The organism is Citrobacter europaeus, assembly GCF_037482245.1.
Taxonomy (GTDB): Bacteria; Pseudomonadota; Gammaproteobacteria; order Enterobacterales; family Enterobacteriaceae; genus Citrobacter; species Citrobacter europaeus.
Genome location: NZ_CP148084.1, coordinates 1,238,925 through 1,257,830, shown reverse-complemented (window position 1 = coordinate 1,257,830; position 18,906 = coordinate 1,238,925). Strand labels below are relative to the sequence as shown.

Genomic DNA, 18,906 nt, shown 5'->3' with positions numbered 1-18,906 from the left:
TTACAACAGCTTTAACACCTTGATTACAAATAAACCTAAAATCTAAAGCATTACAAAAAAACTTAAAGAAAATGAACATGCTTTGTCCGATGTTTGAATACTTCTATAATTGCCATAAGGAACACGAAGTTTAGAAGGTCACGAGAAAAGCAAACTATAATGTATGAAAAAAAATAAAAAAGGCATGATGAAAAATCACCATGCCTAAGACATAATCATTATGGCAACATCATTGATACATAATCAACTCCAATCCTTGCACCATATTGAGAGGCTATGGCTTGATATCGTTCAGCATAACCAGTCCTTAGCTGTGATTTAAGTTTAAGACTAACAGGGACATTTTGCACATTACCATCCATATTACTTAGAAAAACTGCGGAGATAACATTCTTTTCTGCACCATCGACCGCTGTCCCGTGATTTAACACCACCATATAATCAACAACTGGAATAGCTTTTTCACCCTCGAAAACAGATAGATACTTCCTTATATTTTTATGCATTACATAGATATACTTCGAATGCTCTGCATACGGCAACGCTTTATTTTGACTGGCATTGAAAAGCTCAAGTACTTTTATAATTCTATGTGGTTTTAATCTATGATGATGAGGTTCATTCCCTTGAGTTGGAACTAAATCACATGCAGCGGAAACACATAAATACCATTTATCCGAATCAGTATCAAAAAATATAGTACCCGTCGATATATGACCATCCTCGAAATTTTTGGAAGAAAGATTCATATTAAGAGCGTGATACATTTGATTGTATGCTTCATCTGTAGCAGGAAGATTCATTTTTGAAGAGCAATATTCAAGTGTTCTAGGAATCCCGCTACTTGCAAAATCATCAGAATAACTATCAAAAACAGTTTTGATAAAATCATCTAACGATCTGTTCTTTTTTAGTCTTTGGTATAATTCTTCTGATAAATTACCAAAAACAAAATCAATATTTCTGCGTCTAATATCTGGAGAGTTAGATCTTAAAATCTCATTTAGCCACCCTGCTTGCCCAAACTGATCATTAGCCAAATGATTAACAAAGGACAAAGCTTCAGATTCGATTGCATTTTGAATCTCAGATTTTATTATCTGATAATAAGAGGGATTCCACTCAATTAATGAATCATTCAGTTTTCTCCAAATTCTGTCCCCATCATCATCATGATCATTATGAACCTTATGAAATAAAGTGACAAATATATTACCAGTCTGAATCCATTTAACCCCATCCTGATCACCAAAGATAACATTATCAGTTATTTTGCTCTGAATAATATTATTTTTGGCTACGGCATATTCTGCAATCATTTCAGCAATAAAATTCTTATCGTTTTGCTCTAATAAAATGGCATCACCATGAATTAGTGTTTTAACTCTTCGACAACATTTTCTGTCTTTAATGTATGAGATAGTTTCTGCTCTTGTAAGGGCTTTATCACCGTTATGGGACAAATTAGGTAATACCGTATCTTCCCAATAACTCTGAAGCAATTCATTTTCTCTCTCAATGATCAATTCATTATAATCTGCAGCTCCCTTGAGAGTTGAGGCAATCTCCATCCATACAGTTTCCAGATCCTCTCTAGTATATATAACAACCATATTTAAATGTTCAGAGTCTTTTAATTCTTGCAACAAACTCAGTGTCTTATCAGGGGCATTATTATCTAAATGATAATCTACTATAATCAAATCTGATTTTCTAATACGATCAACATCAAAATTAACTGAACCATTGTCAATATCACAAATCATATTTTTTGCTTGGAAAAAACTTTCAAGTGTAGCGGCCCTTTTTGATGAGTCAATTTTTTTTGCATCTAGCTGGATTTCTCTGTTAAGGGCTTGTATAGATTCAGAGTATGTTAAAAAATCGTCATCAATCATGACGACAGAACGAATTGCATTATCGCAGAAAGTCTGCTGGACGAGAGAATTATAATTTGCCACTGTCATATTAGTACTCCACTCCATTGAACTGGATCACGAAATTAGCACCATCTTTTATTAAATAATTACCGTCTACATCTGGTTCCGAGTACCATATTTTATGATGTGCAACAGCAAGATTTTCTCGACAAAGATATAAACCCACTCCATGTCCATTAGCCCTTTTACTATAGAATAGTTCAAAGAGTCGAGGAACATCATCGGTATCAATTGCTGGGCCAGAGTTTGCTATGATGACTAAGGAATTTACAAAATCAATTTTTATAAGTCTGTTGTTTGCCAAACTGACCCAATACATCGCATTATTTACAATATTTGTAAAAACAGGATATATGCGTGAAGGTATATCATTGATAGATATGTTCTTGAAATCATCACCGAATTCAATCGTAATGCGTTGTCTTTCAAAACGGTCACCAAAAAATTTCAGGATATAATCCATTATATTTTTCCCGGTAATTTTTTGCCTTGACTGATATCCAGATATTTTCAAAGGTGATAAAAATCTGATTTGTTGTGTTAATGATCTATGTGCATTCAGTGCTAATGTGAAACCGGGATGTTCCTTCGCGGTTGAAGGCAAAGAATTTAGTCCTCGTGTAACCATAGAGTCCATTTCTTCAAGCTCGTGTGAGAGTATTTCGACACTGATACCTAACTGAGCCAGAGCATTTAGACTCTTAGCTTTATCCTCAAAATACTCTCTCTCTTCTTCTGATAGCGAAAAAGCAGAGTCTAAATTTACTCCTTCAAATAACCTTTCCAATCCTTTATTTATTGATTGATATTTGAATGTTAGTGAGTCAATTGTTTCAATATATATACTATCGAGTAAATTTAAAACATTCTCGATCTCAGTATTATTGTTAATTGAGTCAACTATTGATATAGCTTTAGAGTAATATATAGCTCTATCACTTTTAATTTCCTCTCCCCATTTCTTTAAGAGAGCATTTGTTTTTTCATCAATGTTATTACTAAACTTTGTTAATCTGGCATTTATGATCCCTTGATTTTTATCAAGATGATTTTTACCTACTAACGAAGGTTCTAACTTATTTAACTCAGAATCTAATTTATTAACTATTAATTTCATCTCTAATATATACGCAGAGAATTCATTGTATTTATCACGATAATTTCTATATCTCTCCTCATATACACCGATTTTAGGTGGCTTAGTTGGAGTTTTTATTTCTGTTCTTAATGATTCTAAATTAGCAAGGTCAGCATCTATTTCTTTTATATAATTATAATCATGCTTATTTTGATTACTATCTAATTTAGTCTTCAATTTTTTTACAGCTTCAAGCGAAGCATCTAAAACGGGAGTTTGCGTTTTTAGTGCCTCAGAGAAACTCTTTTGTGTAGATTTACGAGCTTGTTGCTGTGCTGATTTTCTTAATTCCTTTTCACGTTTTACTTGCTCAAGAAGTTCTTTACGATCTTCGGACTTTCCACCAAAAAATCTATCCGCTAATGATGTTAATAGATCTGAAACTAATGTTTTCAATTCTCTAGCAGCTTGGTTTCGAATGAAGCCTTCCCTCCCAGATTTATCCTTTAGTTCTTTATTATTTGATTGTGTGATACTGATAAATCCGAAAATCCTGCGGTTAGACCAATAGTACCGCCCAGCATTCCATGACCTTCTTTCCTCGATCTGAAAGAAATCATTATCAACTCGTCCATACGGCAACACTCTTAAATTATCCCGAAATACCATAAGCCCAGCATATTTTTTTGCCTTGAGGTCAAAATGTGTATGCTCTCGCTCGGTGTGCGAGGTATTTTGTGCCAAAAATTCTAATGTTCCAATTTGAATTTCAAATGGTCCGACTCCTGAATCAGAATTAACACTTATGCTGGCAGGAATAACGACTTCGCCCTTATCCTCGCCAAAAGCTTTTACGCGACCTCTAAACCAACCCTTCTCATCAACGTAGCCCACAACAGTGTGCTCTAAAGCATCAAAATCACTTTTACTAAATACATCCGATTGCTTTAATATTTGACGATGGTAACCATTGGCCTTAATTGTATATATCTCATAAGAGAATGATAGATCGTCTAAAATATAAGGATTTACAAATGCTCTTAAAGTGTCAACCAAGCTTTGCTCAACATCAGATAACTCTGCATTATCCTTAGCTAAATCCCCTGCATTGGTTAATAATGACAAATCTCGTCCAAGCTCCAATAAAAACAGAGCGGTACCATGCTTATCACCGTCTATCTTTTCAACTTTGATTAAGATTTCTTCCCAAGGAACGAAGACATTAGGATCAATTTTAAATTGATCACAAAAATTAATTATTTTATCTTGGGTAGTAATAAAGTCACTTTTTTCATTTACAGCTTTCTCATCTTCTGAGAATTTTTCCCAAGCTGATTTTGTGAGAATATGATTAAAATGACGAACTTCATCTTCATCTTTGCTGGGAAAGTATACATTCTTCTTAAGTTCAATGAGCAAATCAGACAAAACATCAGATAGAGAATCTATTTTTTCGAATTCTCTGAATGGAACAGTGACATCGTCAAATGAGAGATACGGGTTTTCGAAAAGCCTCCAATCAATTAGCAAGGCAACATAATTATTATCCATTTTCTTAGTGACAAGAAAAGTTACGGGAGATAGAAAAGCAGCAGATAATCGCCCAATCCCTTTTTCTCCTTGAGTTTTTCGGATACTTAATCCGAACCTCTCATTTTCTTCTAAGGTGTTCTTCCTCGTTTTAGATTCGGTACCAACAACAAGCCAATTATCAATAATTTGTTGCAAGGACATTCCGCAACCGTTATCTATAAGGGCTCCGCAAGGGTAATCGCCATCTATTGTGTATAAAGCCACATCTCTTGCATAAGCATCATATGCATTTTTCCATAGTTCGCTTACAGCAGTTGGGCAATCAGCAATTTGCCCCTTACCGAGATGTTCAATTGTCCTCGCTCTCGCTTTAAAGCTAAGAGATCTCATCTGCATTTTTATCATCCCTTTGAGAGTTACTTAGTATTATTTCAACACAAGATTTCAGAAGAATTTTTCCTAGATTCACAGGAACAGCATTCCCTACCTGTTTCCCTTGGCTAATTATGCCTCCAGAAAAAATGTAATCATCGGGAAATGTTTGAAATCTAGCCGCCTGCCTTACGGTAATTCCATGGTTATCCCACGGATGTAGGAAACGGCCCTTTGAAGGATTAAAACAACCAGTAGTTATTGTGGGGCCAGGTAATGATAGCCTTATCCGACCGTAAACGTCTTTATGACCAACATAGCCATTAGAATGACAAGGCAATCTAAAATCAACATCTTCCCGACTGCCATTAATTGGTGTCAAATTAAATCTTTCAATCATATAATCAGCATGATTCATATGAATATTATTTGGATCACTTTTATTTTCTTTAAGCGTATTTTTAAATTTTAATTTCTGTGCGACATCTTGCCCTAAAACAGCAGTAATTTTTTCAATAATAGAAGGTGTAGGTTTTTCAAAGATTTCAGAAGCATTAACCCAATAAGGTTTTTTATCTTTGAAATGAGTTGGGGAAGGCGGCCAATCACCTTCGCTGATAAAAATATCATCTCTGAGACCTAAGATAAATACCCGGTTTCTGTTTTGAGGGACTCCATAATCTTTTGCATTCAACTTTAATGGACCCAAGATATTATATCCACTATTAGCGGCAAGCCTTTTAAAGTTGTTTAAATAGTCTTTGTGTTTTTCCCAAAGCAAACCTGGCACATTTTCAACAAGAAACATCTTAGGCTGAAAAATTTTAACAAAATCATAGTAGCGAATAAGTAATTCGTTTCTAGGATCATTAACACCAGCATTTTTTATTCTATGTGATGAAAAACCTTGGCAAGGTGGTCCTCCAATGATTAGATCCAACTCTTTTTCTTTTAGTTGTAAGCTATTCATTAACTCATCAGGTGAAATAGTCATAATATCTTTGTTAAGTAATTTTATGCTATTTTCTCTTTTGTGAATTAAATTTTTGCTGTATGTATCACAAGCATCTTTATCAAGTTCTATTGCAGCTAAAATTTCAATACCCAGATCCAGAGCGGCTAACGAAAAGCCTCCCGCACCTGAAAAAAGATCTATGGCCTTGATTTTGTTCAATTTACCCTTCACTCATGTAAACGATTATGTCCCTATAGGAGATTTTACCGTATACCTCTCGTTATCACAATCCATAGATAACATCAAGTGACTGAGTGCGTATTAGAAGGCGCAAAGTTAATTTTTCGTATATCGAGATATTTAAAGTTAATTTACATTTTTTAGATTAAAGAATAATATTAATTTCATTTAGCCTTATTAAACCCAGCACCAACCTTTTAAGGTAAAAAATATTATTATCACAGAATTTTGGTGCAATTATTTTCAAATATTTTATATATAGGTTATATAAATAATAAACATCACCATTACTTAATACATTTCGCATTTTAATAAATTGAATTAAATTAAGTGCTTGTTTTACATCATTCATTTTTAAATGTGATAATAATTCATCAACTTTAACGTATCTCTCTCTGGTGCTTAGTTTGGTGACTAATCGTTTAGAAAAAGAAGTGACACATAACTCACTTTCATCAATTATTTTCTTTTCATCTTCAATACGGATAAATTTATTTATTTCCCCATAATTCATTTCTACATACAACTCCTTTATTCCCATCGACACTTTCATATTGACGATATCTTTGAGGCAACAACCCATAGGGTCATTAGTTTCGTTGTTCATGACGAACTCATAGCAAAACCCACACGCATCGAATTTGTTTAGAAAAACAGTATTTTGTTCTGTGATAAATATTTTAGCTGTGGTCAACAAACAATTACTACAATCAACTTCAATTAAACTCATATTTACCTCCATAGTTATATTGCTTATACACAATGATTTATAGTTGTCAAATCTCATAATAAGATTTAAGATAGTTATCCTTTTAACCTTCATCATTTTGGAAAATGATATGAGTAAACTAAGTTACCGACTTATAAAGGTTTGTTACCCTACTGCATTAATACCAATGAACAACTTCTTCCTAAATATGCTAATCAACAATTGCGGATGTCCTGAAAACCATATTGCAATATATTTCCTTCAAAGCATAAACAGGAGTAGTGAAAGTTATTTCTTCTTCAACTACTCTCAAGCACTAAAGGAATATAAAATATTAAATGGGATTACTAATAAAGATGACAGCAATATTGATGAGAATAATTTTTTGACATTCAAAGTGGAAATAGATAGTAATTTTAATTATTATATCGAAGATATCACCACATATGACTTTTTTGATGTGGGTTGTATAAACCTTGGTAATTATTTTGAAAATGCAAGTACACAATTGCTCAAAGATAAAGCCGAAAAAGAATTGGAATATATTTTAACGCATATAAAAGAAGATTCTTATTATATTTATGACAAGGTAAAAACAGAGAATCTTAACCTAAAAGAAACTTTGGGAAAATTAGTTCCAAATATCAATAATAGCAAAGAAATGCAGTTTAAATAACATGGCAGAATTGATTAAGCAAGGGCTAACTCTCCGAAGCTCCGCTTCTCTGAGTTTCCTTGCTTTTTCTGCTCTTTGATTGAAAAAGATACCAACCCAGTTACATTTAACTAACAATTACAAGATAGAATAATCTGTATTTTATTTGATAAAATCAGCATGTTGATTATTCGTCATATATCTATAAGATTTTTTTCAATATTAAGCCATATACCATTGTGCTTTTAGAACAAAATAAAGATTACCACAGATAACCTTTATTTTGTTGATTATTCACTTGCTAAAACCCTTCACTATAAATATAGTAAACAATTCTTCTCAAGGATTTAATAGACTTAATAATTAAAATTTAATTTAAGGTGATAATCATGAAAAACTTCGATGATAATAACATTGATAGGCTGCAAGCTTTAGCAAGCCTGAAAAGAAGATGTCTTCATTGGGAGTATATGGCGAAAGGACTGATGTTAGGTAGCACCTTCTTTTCAGATCTGAGTGATGAAATTGACATTCCACTATTATTCATAATGAATGATGAATTGACTAACTCCAATCACAGAAGTGGTATTTTCCAACTTATAGAATCTTTTGTATCGGAGAACAAATATTACAATTACATCGAAATTAGCAATGGCGATAAAAATACTGATTTACTATTAGAAGATCTGAGAAAATGCTTCGTCTCCGATGCTGATGATCTCCTGCATAGAGTTCTAACTCGTTTTTTTATCAATGCATTTTCCGTCTTTGAATTCTGGGTTTGCAAAACATATGAAAGCGTTAAATTGGCTAACCCAACAGGTTCAAAAAGACTAATAAAACTTGAAAAAAGATTATGTATTTATGTTGGGTTAATTAACGAAGGTAAACTTGAGGAGGCAGAAAAACTCAAAAATTTAATATTCAAAGATACTAACTCATATATTTCATCAAGAGAAAAAATTGATTTCATTATAAGTAAAATTAGCTATACGGGACTAAGTGACGAAAAATTAAAAAAAGATGCCATTGATTTAATTCATTTTCTATTCCCATTGCGGAACACAATACATAATATTGGAGTTAATAAATCAGGTAAGGACTTTAAATTAGAAATCAACAATACCGTAGTTTATTTGGAAAATGACTGTGCTCCAAAATATGAACACTATGCAAAATTTATAGATTCTCTTCATTTACTTATTGATTTTTATAGTGATCTATTTATGTATGCTGGAGAAAATCTGAGTGATTTCAATGAAATTGTCACAGGATAAACTTAGAAAATAGACCGTTTGCTAATGTGATATTTGTATTCATCTCGATTTGCAATCGTTAGTGCATTTTAGATGAGTTTATCAAGAAAAAATCACTCTAAATAAAGTTGATAAACTCATCGCATATATTACAGTAAATCTTTCAACGATAATTTTTCCACTCTAGTTGCCAGGAGGCAGGATGAGGATGATGGCCATCCCCATAAGATTCCGGTCACTTCAGCCATAGACGGTTCCCAATCCCTCTTTTCAACTAAACAAGCGATGCGTTTGGTATCCCATACCAAAGAACCACTAAAGCCGTGCGGGTCAGGTAGTGAAGAAGTACCATCAACGCTTGTAGCAAGTTCTGGTTTATAAGGTAATGAAAAATGAAAACCTGCATCAGCATCCTGAATATTATCAGGTAATGCAATTTCTTGTGTTAAATATGGAGTGCATCTGCTTATTAAATTGTTATAGTGAAATCCTGAACGTTCGCCACTGTAACCAGCTAAAAATAGCAATTCATTTTTATAAGGATTATGTTTGAGAGCAAATCTGTTGGATGGTATCGCTTGTGCATATTCCGTATGAGTAGACCATAAATTTTTATCAATATGAGATATAGCAACATCGATAGGATACGGTTTATTTTTAAATTTATTTTTTAAGAGATAAATATTATCGTCATTAAAAAACTGATTTTGCAAAGTTGTTTTTTTATCCAAACTACCTACATGCTCGTTAGTTATTAAATATTCTTTGTCATCGAATGTTATATAAGAACCTGTTCCGTGAAGTTTCCCATAATCTTCATCCGTAGTATAAGAAATCGGTGATAAAAACGGCTTAACATGTTCTATCATAGCATCAACAGTATCTTTACATAAATAATTCCATTGATCTTCGTTCATTCCCAATCATCCATTCTTAAATTAAATAGAAAAACAATTTGATCTGTTACAACTAAAGTTATGATAATTCACTTTTTCATAATCACCTACCTATAAAAATTGCATATGTAATAAATTCTAACCACAGGATATTGACCTTTTTTGAAAGTGATATATATTTTATTAAACTGTAATATGAAAAGGAGTTCATATGAAAAACGAACTATTAATGGAAAACATTACCAACACGCCCCCCCCGGTCATAAAAAAACCATCAAACCTTACTAACTTCATACCAGAAACGCTCAGAACCCATTGTGTTAGTGTCCGACTTAATAATGTAGAACTTCAACTTCTCAATACCAAACGCGGCTCTATGTCCAAAGGAGAATGGCTCCGCAAGGCTTTCATTCATAAACTACCCTCCATTATTCCAGAGATCAACATCGATGCATGGAAAGCTTTAACTGACATATCACAAAAGCTAAATAGAATTGCGATCCATATCGATGGTAAGAGCAGAGATAGCCAGCTTACTCATACAGAGCTTTTCGCTGTGAAGCGACAACTTGAAGAGCTTCGTCACAACTTGTTAAGAACAGATTTTTGGAGTGTCCCTCGTGAAGGGTATGCGGAAGATCAAGAGGGGTAAGAGCTTCGCTGGTGTTGTTCGTTATGTATTGCAATCGGGAGCACACCACAAAAGTGATCCAGTCGTCATTGGCGGGAACATGTTAAGTGATTCAGCCGTTGAATTGATCGCTGAATTCGATAGCACCAAGCATCTTCGCCTGGATGTCGCAAAACCAGTTTGGCACAACGCACTTCGCTTACCCGACGGTGAAACACTAACGAATGAACAGTGGTCCATTATCGCAGATGACTACATGAAGAGGATGGGGTTCAGTGATACTCACCTTCGTTGCTATGTGCTCCACGATGATGATGGTCAGCATATACATATCATCGCAAGCAGAATCGACATGGTCGGTGGGAAGCTTTACCTTGGCAGGAATGAGAACCTCATAAGTACCCGCATAATCAGTGAACTCGAAATCACTCATAACCTGACAGTGACCAAGACAGCCTCTTCAATTGCACCAAAGCAACAGAAGCGAAGAAAGGTATCCCGTAATGAACAAATGCTTTCAGAACGGACTGGCCTTCCCTCCTCCAAAGAAGCTCTCCAACAGATACTTGATAAAAGTTTGGAAGATACACCTGACCTTTTAACTTTTATCAAAAGGCTGGAAGAAGCAGAAGTCGGCTGGACGGCTAACATTGCTTCTACCGGTAAGATGAACGGCTTCTCATTCGAATACCGCGATATAGCTTTCAAAGCTTCACAGTTAGGCAAGGGTTACTCTTGGGCAAATCTTCAAAAGCAACTTAACTACAACCCCGACCACTTAGAAGCTTTACGAACCAACACACCGGCAAAAGACCACCCTGCTCCTGCTCCTGCTCCTGCTCCTGCTCCTGCTCCTGCTCCTGCTCCTGCTCCTGCTCCTGCTCCTGCTCCTGCTCCTGCTCCTGCTCCTGCTCCTGCAACAGTTTTGAAAACCGCTGAGAGAAAGGAAAGTATCGTTAAAAAAATTGCAGAACTGGAACTACGGCTCAGAGAAGACAAACGGAACGAAATCGTAGAAAAGATTCTTCAAAAGAATGCAGTCAAACAGCAAAAGCATCTCAGGCTCACCGGCTGGATTCCCTTTTTACAACGGCTCATAGAGCTTCTCAGAAAATATGGAAGGAGCATCCTCCACAAGGTTCCTACAAACTTCTCAGAAGTCTATTCAACACATCATCTGAAACCCGCAAGAAAAATTCGTTTATAGACAGCTAGTTGTAAACACCTTTCGTAACCACACTCTATTCTCTAGTAATAAATTTGTGTTTAGTCAAAAAAATATTGATCGTTATTACAGATCGATAAACCAATTATGATAGATATAAACTATCAAGTAACAACCATTGATCGGTACAAGCAATTTTACTAAAGCGAGCCGGTCATCGAGAATCTCTGTAAACGCACCATTTAATCTTCCACCCTGGGGTTGATATGAAAGACGAAACAATAAAGTGCCCGTTCTGCTTTACACAAAGTCCTCATGGTGTGCGGATTTGCAAAGGGTGTCATGCAAAGGTTGCTTACGGTGAAAGCCCGCTCAGTGTGGCATTCCTGTTTCAATTCGTGGCATTTGGTCTCGCGTGGTTAGCATTTTCGTGGACCGACAGCACTCTTGTATCAGTCATTACGTTTTTCGTAAGCATCATTATTCTTATCTATAAAATCAAAAGAATGTATGCAGACAGAGTTGTTTTTATACGGTGAAATTAATTTCACACAATCGCAAACATAAAATGAGAAAGTAAATGAACCGATTTATAACGTCCTCTTTTTTTATTATTGTCTTCCTGCTTTCTGGCTGTTCAACATCAGGGAACCAGAACCTTAAAAACGAAACACCACAAAGCCTCCAGTCAAAGATCATTAAAAACAAAACAACTAAGACGGAATTACTCTCTAAGTTAGGTGAGCCTGATACAAGAACCACACTCGATGACGGAAATGAGCAGTGGAAATATTTCATGTCTAACAATCAGTTCAGTGCAACGACTTTCATTCCAGTTGTGGGGCTGTTTACTGGCGGTTCTCAGACTCAGTCTAAAACTCTTGAGATCGACTTCAAGGGAGAGACCGTAAGTAAATGGACTTTCTCCTCTGATAACAACAACACCAAGACTGGTATTCTTAATTAATTATTTCTGGATAAGAAAATGAAAATATACTCAATCCTCACAGTTTTCCTTACCACACTTCTTTTAACCGCATGTAACAGTGAGCCATCCCAAGACGATATATACAATGCTTTCAAAAGTGTCGTAGATAGATCAAATGCAAGTATGAAATCTCTGAACTCAAGTATTCCCGAAAAAGACCTTTTGAAAATTGATTATGTAAAAAAAGTTAGTTGCACAGAAGAAGCAAATAATGTTTATAACTGCATTGTCGATGCCTCAATTAGCAATATGAAACAGACAAAGCCTGTTAAGCTTGTGAAAGCTGATGGTATCTGGAAAGAAGTTCAGTAGTAGCCTATATCAAGAAGTCTCTTTTAGCCCCTGCATAGGGGCTATTTATTGCCTATAACCTGACGGTTCTTACGCGAACTTCATGGGTTAACTCTTTCTCAATTACTTTCATTTCATATTGTGCTCTGACAGTAGCATAGATTTCCTCGGCTTTTTCTTGATTGTTATCTATGTAATTAACAAGCGAGTTTAGTTCCCTAATAACTCCTTCTTTGTTATTTAATCGTTGTAGAAGATTGCTTGTCAGACTTTTGTATACCGAGCTAAACATAGTCATTATGTTATCAATATTACGATTGGATTTGGAATAAATCCTTTTAGGGTAGAAATACTTCAAATAGTATCCCACAAAAATTAAGTAAAGCTGGTATGAGAAATTTTTATCACCTGGCTGGTATCGTTTTGAGATATATTTATCGACGATAATGATAAGTTGCTCTTCCAGAGTAAACTCTGGATAGATAATGTTCTTGTCCATAAAATGCATCCTTGCATTAGTTAAATAGTCTTCCTGACCATATATTTATATTTATCGCATTTATTAAACTTGTCAATAGGTGTAACCTATCAAATATTATTTTTTATTAAATGGCCTATTCAACTGTTCCATAGTAAGACCGTGTCTATAAGCATTATACTGCCAATAGCTAAATTGCTCTTTGTATCTATTGTTCTGTTTTTTCAACATTTCGTTTTCGGCTTTAAGGTTTATTATTTGTTGTGCCGCAATAGTTAAGTTAGCTGGTTTCTTTAGACCAGATTTTTTCAAATTGGACAAACTTTTCTTTATTCTATATGCTTCAACAACTTCATCATGAGCACTTAAAGATTGCCTTGTGATAGTTCTGTTTAGATTCTTATACACTGATTCACATAAATCACTCCATGTGATTTTACCGTCCCAAGTCAGTATAATGTGTTTAATTGCCTTTATTTCACTCCTGTTCAAATGTTTTGCCATAAGTATCTCCTGTTTTAATTATTCAAAAGCTTATTAATTCTTTCCAAATTTTTTTCATGGTGTTGCAACCATTTGTCTGCACCATAATCACCATTTTCATAAGCGATCTGAGTTATTCTCTTTAATTGCATTACTTTCTCTCGGACAGATTGCAGTCTAATTCTATCTACTGAGTTAATGTCCGGTGTTTCATTATCACATTCAATAAGATGATTAATTTTTGCACAAGGCTTGATTAAATAGTTATGTACACAGTAACCAAATTCAGTTAAGTGTATTGCACCTTGATTAAGGTTATCAAAATCAATTGTCAATTCATTTGTGGGTATTGACTCCCTTTGACAGTAATTACTCCTATTCAATTTAATAGCTTTGATTTTATCTAACATATCTTCTTCTGACACATGGTTATAAACTCTGTTCTGATTCGCATTGATACGACCAGACCATTTAGCTATATCCAGTTCAGACATTTCACCATAATGGGCTATTGTGTTTAAAAGGTGCCGTGGCTGGTGTGAGCGAATAAGTAGTGGTTTACCTTCATCATCATAATACCCATATCGGGAAAATATATTTTTATAATTCATCTCATAGCTTTTTTTACTTTGTATGTCACTGAAAAAGAAACTTTTAGTAGGTTTGTAAAATGTGAAAATTGAAGTCATTCTTGATAAAGAAAATTGATCAGTATTGAGCAAGCATAAAGCATTACTAAATTTTATGGATTTTTCTTTATCATACCATGGAAAGTCTCTGCTAAAATTAGAACTAATAATTTCCCACAAATTACTCAATGAATAGTTGTAATCATTGTGGTTTAAGAAACTTTTCCCACCATCCAAACTCGTTCTTTTAATTTTTAAAACACATGATTTATGATCAAATAAATTATACCCCAGTGCATGGCAAACTTGTACAACGGTCAATTTAGCTTTTTCATCGACTGTTGGGCAAAGCTCATGTCGGTAAAATTTATCCGGGTACTTTTCGCACCAGTAAGCAAGTGCTCTTGCATTTTGTGATAAGGAAAGTAATCTTCTAATTGCTTTCTTTGCAACTGGTATCATAACCCGTGGAATCCATTTGATATTAGGGCCATACCCTTTTACCGAATAAAATCTCAACCCATATCTTTCGATACCCTTGCCATCTATTTGTGTAATCTCACAATCAGCAGGTAAGGCTAAAATCTCAGAGATTCTGCTCGGACAACAAAGTAGAAGTGCAAATACTGAACTTGTGAACTTATCCCTTGGACTCAGTAACTCATCATTTTGAGAAAAAATATCAGCAATAGCGAGCAATGCCTCTTCATCTGGTAACTTATCGCTTCGGTGATAATCCTCAATCTCAGGAAGATAATTGTTTTTGACTTTCTGTTTTACATGGTTTTTCCATGAGATATATCCTGACTTCACAAGATTATGTTCATATAGAAACTTTGATATTTTTTCAAGCTGTATTCCACATTTAGCCAAAACGTTACCTTCAAAATATTTACTCCCGATCTGCATTGCCTCATCGAAAACAACGGCTGTAACATTATAAATGAGACCAGTGTTCTGAACCTGCAAAAGGGCCTGTTCGAGGCATCGCAAAGCCATCATAATAACCCCATAGTTTTTTAATGGTTTCAATGAGTGTTGATATCTGATATATGCTTTCGCAAAATTGATATAATCTTCGTGCATTGCATCAATGGAATCAAAGACTTTATTTCCAACCCCTATTTTTCTAAATGTGACATATCCTTTCCATGCATACTGCTCCCAATCCTGAGTTTGGGTTAGTCCGGGCAGTTGATAGCGACAAAATTTTATGAACTCATTATAATTTTCTTCTACAAGAATATGTTTTTTTGATTTGAACAAAATAATATTATTCATAGTTGATTCACCTCACTGCACTCAATCGGAATAAAAAACATACATTGATTACAAGGAAATCCTGAATTCTGACTCTGGCATCTACTTGAAGAAAAAAATTTGAAATGATTACTCTTTTTAGATTTGATTCCGTTCATAAAAATATCAGCGACAAATGACAATTGTTCTGAAACAGCGGAATCAATCCTTTCAACACTGTCAGCATGATTTTTAATATAAATACCCGCACTTGAAGTAGAGGAATGATCCAATAACTCAGCTATAGTATTAACATTATGCCCATCCTTAGCCAGCATAGTTGCTATTGTATAACGAAGCCTGCGAGGAGTAATATTTAGTATCGAACCGGTACGGTTGGATATTATATTCCCATTATTAACAATACCTTTCAATGCTACATTAGCAATTATAGGCTTCGCATATAATTTATTATATTCCAGAAGAATTGAACCTGTTATGGATAAATCTGAGAGTTTTTCCTCATTTAAGAAAATAGGAACTTCTCGTTTAGAATAATCATCAAGAGTTTTTCCAAGAGCTTGCTCAACGAGTTTCACTGATTGATTAGCTTGCAATTGAACAATTGATGCAACCTCTGATATTATTGCAAGTTCTCGATATCGTAGTTCTTTACCCCGTTGTTTAACTCGTGGCACTGAAATTACATATTCTACTTTGCCATTATCTAAGTTCTTTTGAAGAAGGTCTTTATATTTCAACATAACTAACTGCTGAGGTCTTCTACCTGTAAGGCTGATCAATAGTGATATTGCATAATGTGGCAGTGACAGTTCACCTTTTCTATATGCATGATTCATAGCCTTAATCAAAGAAGTATGTTCTTCTTTAGTTAGTGGTCCCTCTGTTGGATCATCTTGAAGCACAGACTGACCAGATTTTTTTATCTTTAGGTCCAAATGCTTTAACAGTTCTATCGCACTTTCATCTATTCCTGGATTTCCTAACTCAAACCATTTAATCAAAAATGGTCGTAAAACGCGAAGTGATGCTGGGGCTTTTGATAATTTCTTATTTTGATATTCAATTAGAACCTTATCATCAATATGAGTAGGAGATACTTTACAGATAAGACTCTCCATATTTCCAACAATATTTTTCACATACAAATAGCTGTTGCTATTAAAATAATATTGTACTGTATATACAAATCCACAAACCAAATTTTCGTTCATAGCATATATTAAGTTTGTAAGATTGATTCCATTGCTTTCAATCGAACTGACGATTTTATGCTCATGCAAAGACATTTTATCAGAGTTATATTTAATTAAATTATTCATCAAATTCTCCTTTGAATAGTTGCTCTTGTTGTTGAAGTGCAGTTTTTTTCGATAGCTCAAAAATATGCCTGCGATTATAAATCATTGAAGTTTCTGAACCCGGTCGCCATCCCATGAGATAAGAACGGATTTGTTGCTCTTTTTCATCGGATATGTCCTGATTCTTGTCTATTGCTTTCGAAAACTCATAATTCCATGTATGTCTGAGTTTGTGACCTGTCAATCCCCCTAGAAGTGAGGAGGATTGACGAACAACACTCACCACTTTGTGATATGAAGAAAATGAAATAGGTTGCCCTTGAGTTTTTCCTTCCTTATAAGTAATAAACAGGAAATCATGTTTGTTAGAATTTTTTATCTTTCTTCGATCATTCATAATATAATCTGAAATTTCAAACATGAGCTTTGTATCAGCAATTAATTTCCTCTCACAAGTTTTAACTAATGGCTGATACACTCGCGGATCTGTTTTATCATTTGCTCTTCTTCTTATTGCAATTGTCGATTCTGCAAAATCTATATCACCAATTCGCAGATTCAAAAGTTCACCTGCTCTCAGGCCAAAGCAGTATAATAGCAGGAATATTAGATTGTTTCTTTTTTGCACTTTTTCTGAAAAAGGATTTAATTTACTACCCGGTGCAAGAGTGCTAAACAAAGAATCCAATTGTTCTTTATCTAAGCTTTTTTCTATATCCATATTATATTTATCATTGTTTCTCGGTTTCTTTCGTTTTATGTTGTTAATGAAATCTAAAATATATTTGAGAGTATCCTTCTGCCCTGTATGAGAAAGATGTATTTTGCACAGCCATTCCAGATAGTTAGCTATGGTTGTAATCCGAAAGTACTTAGTTGGTTTTTTGACATTTGAACTCCTAAAATTATCATCCTCGCCATCTCGGAAATTGAATGAAGTGAATTCAATCAAATCTTCAATTTCATGAGGAGCCAGAAATATCTTTTTCTGAATTCTTTCATCAATATTGATCTCTTTCCTCATAAAGAATCGATATAACAATGAAATGCTACCGGCAATAACCTTCATTGTTGATATAGACTCTGACCGATTCCTGACCTGTGTTGTTATATACAAGTTAGGATAATACAATGGTTCACCAGTATTTTTATTTACAATATGACAATATCTCTCACCATTTTCGAACATAAAAGAATCCACACAAATACTACGCATATTTTCCTCCTAAACTTTACAAAAAGTATAATTCCAATATATTAATAATAAGCATTTCGTAGATTTACAAATTTATTTGAATCGATTAAGTCATTTAGTTAAATTGAAACAGTGAGATAGACGATTATTCCTGTCAAATTATCATCTGGTAGATCTAGTTAACATTATGTACACCTAATACTCCGAAAACTATCTCACTGCCTTGCTAATAAACGACAACCAAAATAATGTAATTTATTCTGTAAAGTTTTAAGGTAAATTATGCAGCCAAACTTTACACTTTCATAAAAAGCTCTTAATCCATTAGATATAAAATTATCCGCTTCGCTAGGAGTTTCAATTCATCAGGACATCTAATTAGAGATAACCAGGTCTCGTAAACATATATCTGTTTGCAAGCATTAAGCTCAGAGATCGAGTCTAAAGGTTCTCTCAGATTTCCTACAAGGTACTGACTGAGCCAGTAAATGATTTCTTTATTAAACTCGTTATTAGGTAAGTCATAAATCACTTCTTGGTCAAAGATCTTGTAAAAAAGATCTCCGCATAAATTGCACATATGGTTTTCTTCGCTTACAAATTCTTCGATATTCATAAAACCGCTCCTATGTTCAATTAAGCAACATTATTTCGACTTGTTTCGATAACAGACTGAATCCAGGTATCAATCTCACTTTCAACGAAAGCTACTGCACGACTTCCAATTTTGACAGGAGCAGGAAACTTACCATCGTTGATCAGACGATATATCCAAGCTTTTCCGTAGCCAGTTCGTTCGAGAACTTCTGGTAATCGTATTAGGCGGGTTGCTTGATTTTTCATTTCGTTAT

At 34.3% G+C, this 18,906-nt stretch carries 19 protein-coding genes; 7 read left to right on the top strand and 12 right to left on the bottom strand.

The genetic code is table 11. From position 1 onward, the window contains the following. Nucleotides 1-218: 218 nt before the first annotated feature. From WHR59_RS05820 to WHR59_RS05805, 4 genes are all read right to left on the bottom strand, one after another. Complete coding sequence (locus WHR59_RS05820) at nt 219-1,967, bottom strand: response regulator receiver domain (RefSeq protein WP_338843720.1); 1,749 nt, start codon at nt 1,965-1,967, stop codon at nt 219-221. Nucleotide 1,968: 1 nt separating this feature from the next. Beyond that, a complete protein-coding gene (locus tag WHR59_RS05815) occupies nt 1,969-4,947 on the bottom strand; it encodes an ATP-binding protein (protein ID WP_258884151.1) in 2,979 nt (992 codons plus the stop codon). After that, on the bottom strand, nt 4,928-6,088 hold the full coding sequence (locus tag WHR59_RS05810) for a DNA cytosine methyltransferase (protein WP_422388590.1): 1,161 nt from the start codon (nt 6,086-6,088) through the stop codon (nt 4,928-4,930). The genes WHR59_RS05815 and WHR59_RS05810 overlap by 20 nt, the downstream gene beginning before the upstream one ends. 175 nt (nt 6,089-6,263) lie before the next feature. Continuing rightward, nucleotides 6,264-6,848, bottom strand: coding sequence for a hypothetical protein (locus WHR59_RS05805; RefSeq protein ID WP_258884150.1), 585 nt, complete (start codon nt 6,846-6,848; stop codon nt 6,264-6,266). 109 nt (nt 6,849-6,957) lie between these two features. On the opposite strand from WHR59_RS05805, the gene WHR59_RS05800 reads away from it, so the two are divergent. After that, nucleotides 6,958-7,503 carry a hypothetical protein gene (locus WHR59_RS05800; protein WP_338843718.1) on the top strand — a complete coding sequence of 182 codons (546 nt, stop codon included), beginning with the start codon at nt 6,958-6,960 and terminating at the stop codon, nt 7,501-7,503. A 368-nt stretch (nt 7,504-7,871) separates the two neighbouring features. Then, the gene (locus tag WHR59_RS05795; RefSeq protein WP_258884148.1) at nt 7,872-8,759 is read left to right on the top strand and encodes a hypothetical protein; all 888 of its coding nucleotides are present in this window, start codon (nt 7,872-7,874) and stop codon (nt 8,757-8,759) included. 128 nt (nt 8,760-8,887) lie between these two features. Here WHR59_RS05795 and WHR59_RS05790 read toward each other — a convergent pair whose 3' ends face one another. Continuing rightward, the gene (locus WHR59_RS05790; protein WP_338843716.1) at nt 8,888-9,655 is read right to left on the bottom strand and encodes a hypothetical protein; all 768 of its coding nucleotides are present in this window, start codon (nt 9,653-9,655) and stop codon (nt 8,888-8,890) included. A gap of 208 nt (nt 9,656-9,863) precedes the next feature. On the opposite strand from WHR59_RS05790, the gene WHR59_RS05785 reads away from it, so the two are divergent. The 5 genes from WHR59_RS05785 to WHR59_RS05765 all read left to right on the top strand — a co-directional run bounded on the left by WHR59_RS05785 (nt 9,864) and on the right by WHR59_RS05765 (nt 12,730). Beyond that, on the top strand, nt 9,864-10,286 hold the full coding sequence (locus WHR59_RS05785) for a hypothetical protein (protein WP_338844061.1): 423 nt from the start codon (nt 9,864-9,866) through the stop codon (nt 10,284-10,286). Continuing rightward, nucleotides 10,255-11,472 carry a relaxase/mobilization nuclease domain-containing protein gene (locus WHR59_RS05780; RefSeq protein WP_338844060.1) on the top strand — a complete coding sequence of 406 codons (1,218 nt, stop codon included), beginning with the start codon at nt 10,255-10,257 and terminating at the stop codon, nt 11,470-11,472. The genes WHR59_RS05785 and WHR59_RS05780 overlap by 32 nt, the downstream gene beginning before the upstream one ends. Nucleotides 11,473-11,696: 224 nt before the next feature. Further along, nucleotides 11,697-11,969 (top strand): hypothetical protein, encoded by a 273-nt coding sequence (locus tag WHR59_RS05775; protein WP_000651083.1) that lies wholly within the window; start codon nt 11,697-11,699, stop codon nt 11,967-11,969. A gap of 41 nt (nt 11,970-12,010) precedes the next feature. Continuing rightward, complete coding sequence (locus WHR59_RS05770) at nt 12,011-12,397, top strand: hypothetical protein (protein ID WP_022065656.1); 387 nt, start codon at nt 12,011-12,013, stop codon at nt 12,395-12,397. 18 nt (nt 12,398-12,415) lie between these two features. After that, complete coding sequence (locus tag WHR59_RS05765; protein WP_338843715.1) at nt 12,416-12,730, top strand: cell wall-binding protein; 315 nt, start codon at nt 12,416-12,418, stop codon at nt 12,728-12,730. Nucleotides 12,731-12,782: 52 nt separating this feature from the next. Here WHR59_RS05765 and WHR59_RS05760 read toward each other — a convergent pair whose 3' ends face one another. From WHR59_RS05760 to WHR59_RS05730, 7 genes are all read right to left on the bottom strand, one after another. Continuing rightward, nucleotides 12,783-13,208, bottom strand: a complete 426-nt coding sequence (locus WHR59_RS05760; RefSeq protein ID WP_338843714.1) for a hypothetical protein — start codon at nt 13,206-13,208, stop codon at nt 12,783-12,785. Between the two features lie 96 nt (nt 13,209-13,304). Continuing rightward, nucleotides 13,305-13,691, bottom strand: a complete 387-nt coding sequence (locus WHR59_RS05755) for a hypothetical protein (protein ID WP_001062149.1) — start codon at nt 13,689-13,691, stop codon at nt 13,305-13,307. A 14-nt stretch (nt 13,692-13,705) separates the two neighbouring features. Then, nucleotides 13,706-15,580 carry a DNA-binding protein gene (locus tag WHR59_RS05750; protein ID WP_099705486.1) on the bottom strand — a complete coding sequence of 625 codons (1,875 nt, stop codon included), beginning with the start codon at nt 15,578-15,580 and terminating at the stop codon, nt 13,706-13,708. Next, nucleotides 15,577-16,881, bottom strand: coding sequence for a tyrosine-type recombinase/integrase (locus tag WHR59_RS05745; protein WP_338843712.1), 1,305 nt, complete (start codon nt 16,879-16,881; stop codon nt 15,577-15,579). Before WHR59_RS05745 ends, WHR59_RS05750 begins: the two co-directional genes overlap by 4 nt. Continuing rightward, nucleotides 16,874-18,076, bottom strand: coding sequence for a tyrosine-type recombinase/integrase (locus WHR59_RS05740; protein ID WP_024135620.1), 1,203 nt, complete (start codon nt 18,074-18,076; stop codon nt 16,874-16,876). Before WHR59_RS05740 ends, WHR59_RS05745 begins: the two co-directional genes overlap by 8 nt. 295 nt (nt 18,077-18,371) lie before the next feature. Then, nucleotides 18,372-18,671: a hypothetical protein gene (locus WHR59_RS05735; protein WP_338843711.1), complete on the bottom strand. Its 300-nt coding sequence runs from the start codon at nt 18,669-18,671 to the stop codon at nt 18,372-18,374. A 20-nt stretch (nt 18,672-18,691) separates the two neighbouring features. Then, nucleotides 18,692-18,898 (bottom strand): helix-turn-helix transcriptional regulator, encoded by a 207-nt coding sequence (locus tag WHR59_RS05730; protein WP_000795663.1) that lies wholly within the window; start codon nt 18,896-18,898, stop codon nt 18,692-18,694. Nucleotides 18,899-18,906: the final 8 nt, after the last annotated feature.

Coding starts and splice junctions, on each gene's coding strand:
- WHR59_RS05820 (WP_338843720.1), bottom strand. CDS start 1,967: ATGACAGTGGCAAATTATAATTCTCTCGTCCAGCAGACTTTCTGCGAT.
- WHR59_RS05815 (WP_258884151.1), bottom strand. CDS start 4,947: ATGCAGATGAGATCTCTTAGCTTTAAAGCGAGAGCGAGGACAATTGAA.
- WHR59_RS05805 (WP_258884150.1), bottom strand. CDS start 6,848: ATGAGTTTAATTGAAGTTGATTGTAGTAATTGTTTGTTGACCACAGCT.
- WHR59_RS05800 (WP_338843718.1), top strand. CDS start 6,958: ATGAGTAAACTAAGTTACCGACTTATAAAGGTTTGTTACCCTACTGCA.
- WHR59_RS05795 (WP_258884148.1), top strand. CDS start 7,872: ATGAAAAACTTCGATGATAATAACATTGATAGGCTGCAAGCTTTAGCA.
- WHR59_RS05790 (WP_338843716.1), bottom strand. CDS start 9,655: ATGAACGAAGATCAATGGAATTATTTATGTAAAGATACTGTTGATGCT.
- WHR59_RS05785 (WP_338844061.1), top strand. CDS start 9,864: ATGGAAAACATTACCAACACGCCCCCCCCGGTCATAAAAAAACCATCA.
- WHR59_RS05775 (WP_000651083.1), top strand. CDS start 11,697: ATGAAAGACGAAACAATAAAGTGCCCGTTCTGCTTTACACAAAGTCCT.
- WHR59_RS05770 (WP_022065656.1), top strand. CDS start 12,011: ATGAACCGATTTATAACGTCCTCTTTTTTTATTATTGTCTTCCTGCTT.
- WHR59_RS05765 (WP_338843715.1), top strand. CDS start 12,416: ATGAAAATATACTCAATCCTCACAGTTTTCCTTACCACACTTCTTTTA.
- WHR59_RS05760 (WP_338843714.1), bottom strand. CDS start 13,208: ATGGACAAGAACATTATCTATCCAGAGTTTACTCTGGAAGAGCAACTT.
- WHR59_RS05755 (WP_001062149.1), bottom strand. CDS start 13,691: ATGGCAAAACATTTGAACAGGAGTGAAATAAAGGCAATTAAACACATT.
- WHR59_RS05750 (WP_099705486.1), bottom strand. CDS start 15,580: ATGAATAATATTATTTTGTTCAAATCAAAAAAACATATTCTTGTAGAA.
- WHR59_RS05745 (WP_338843712.1), bottom strand. CDS start 16,881: ATGAATAATTTAATTAAATATAACTCTGATAAAATGTCTTTGCATGAG.
- WHR59_RS05740 (WP_024135620.1), bottom strand. CDS start 18,076: ATGCGTAGTATTTGTGTGGATTCTTTTATGTTCGAAAATGGTGAGAGA.
- WHR59_RS05735 (WP_338843711.1), bottom strand. CDS start 18,671: ATGAATATCGAAGAATTTGTAAGCGAAGAAAACCATATGTGCAATTTA.
- WHR59_RS05730 (WP_000795663.1), bottom strand. CDS start 18,898: ATGAAAAATCAAGCAACCCGCCTAATACGATTACCAGAAGTTCTCGAA.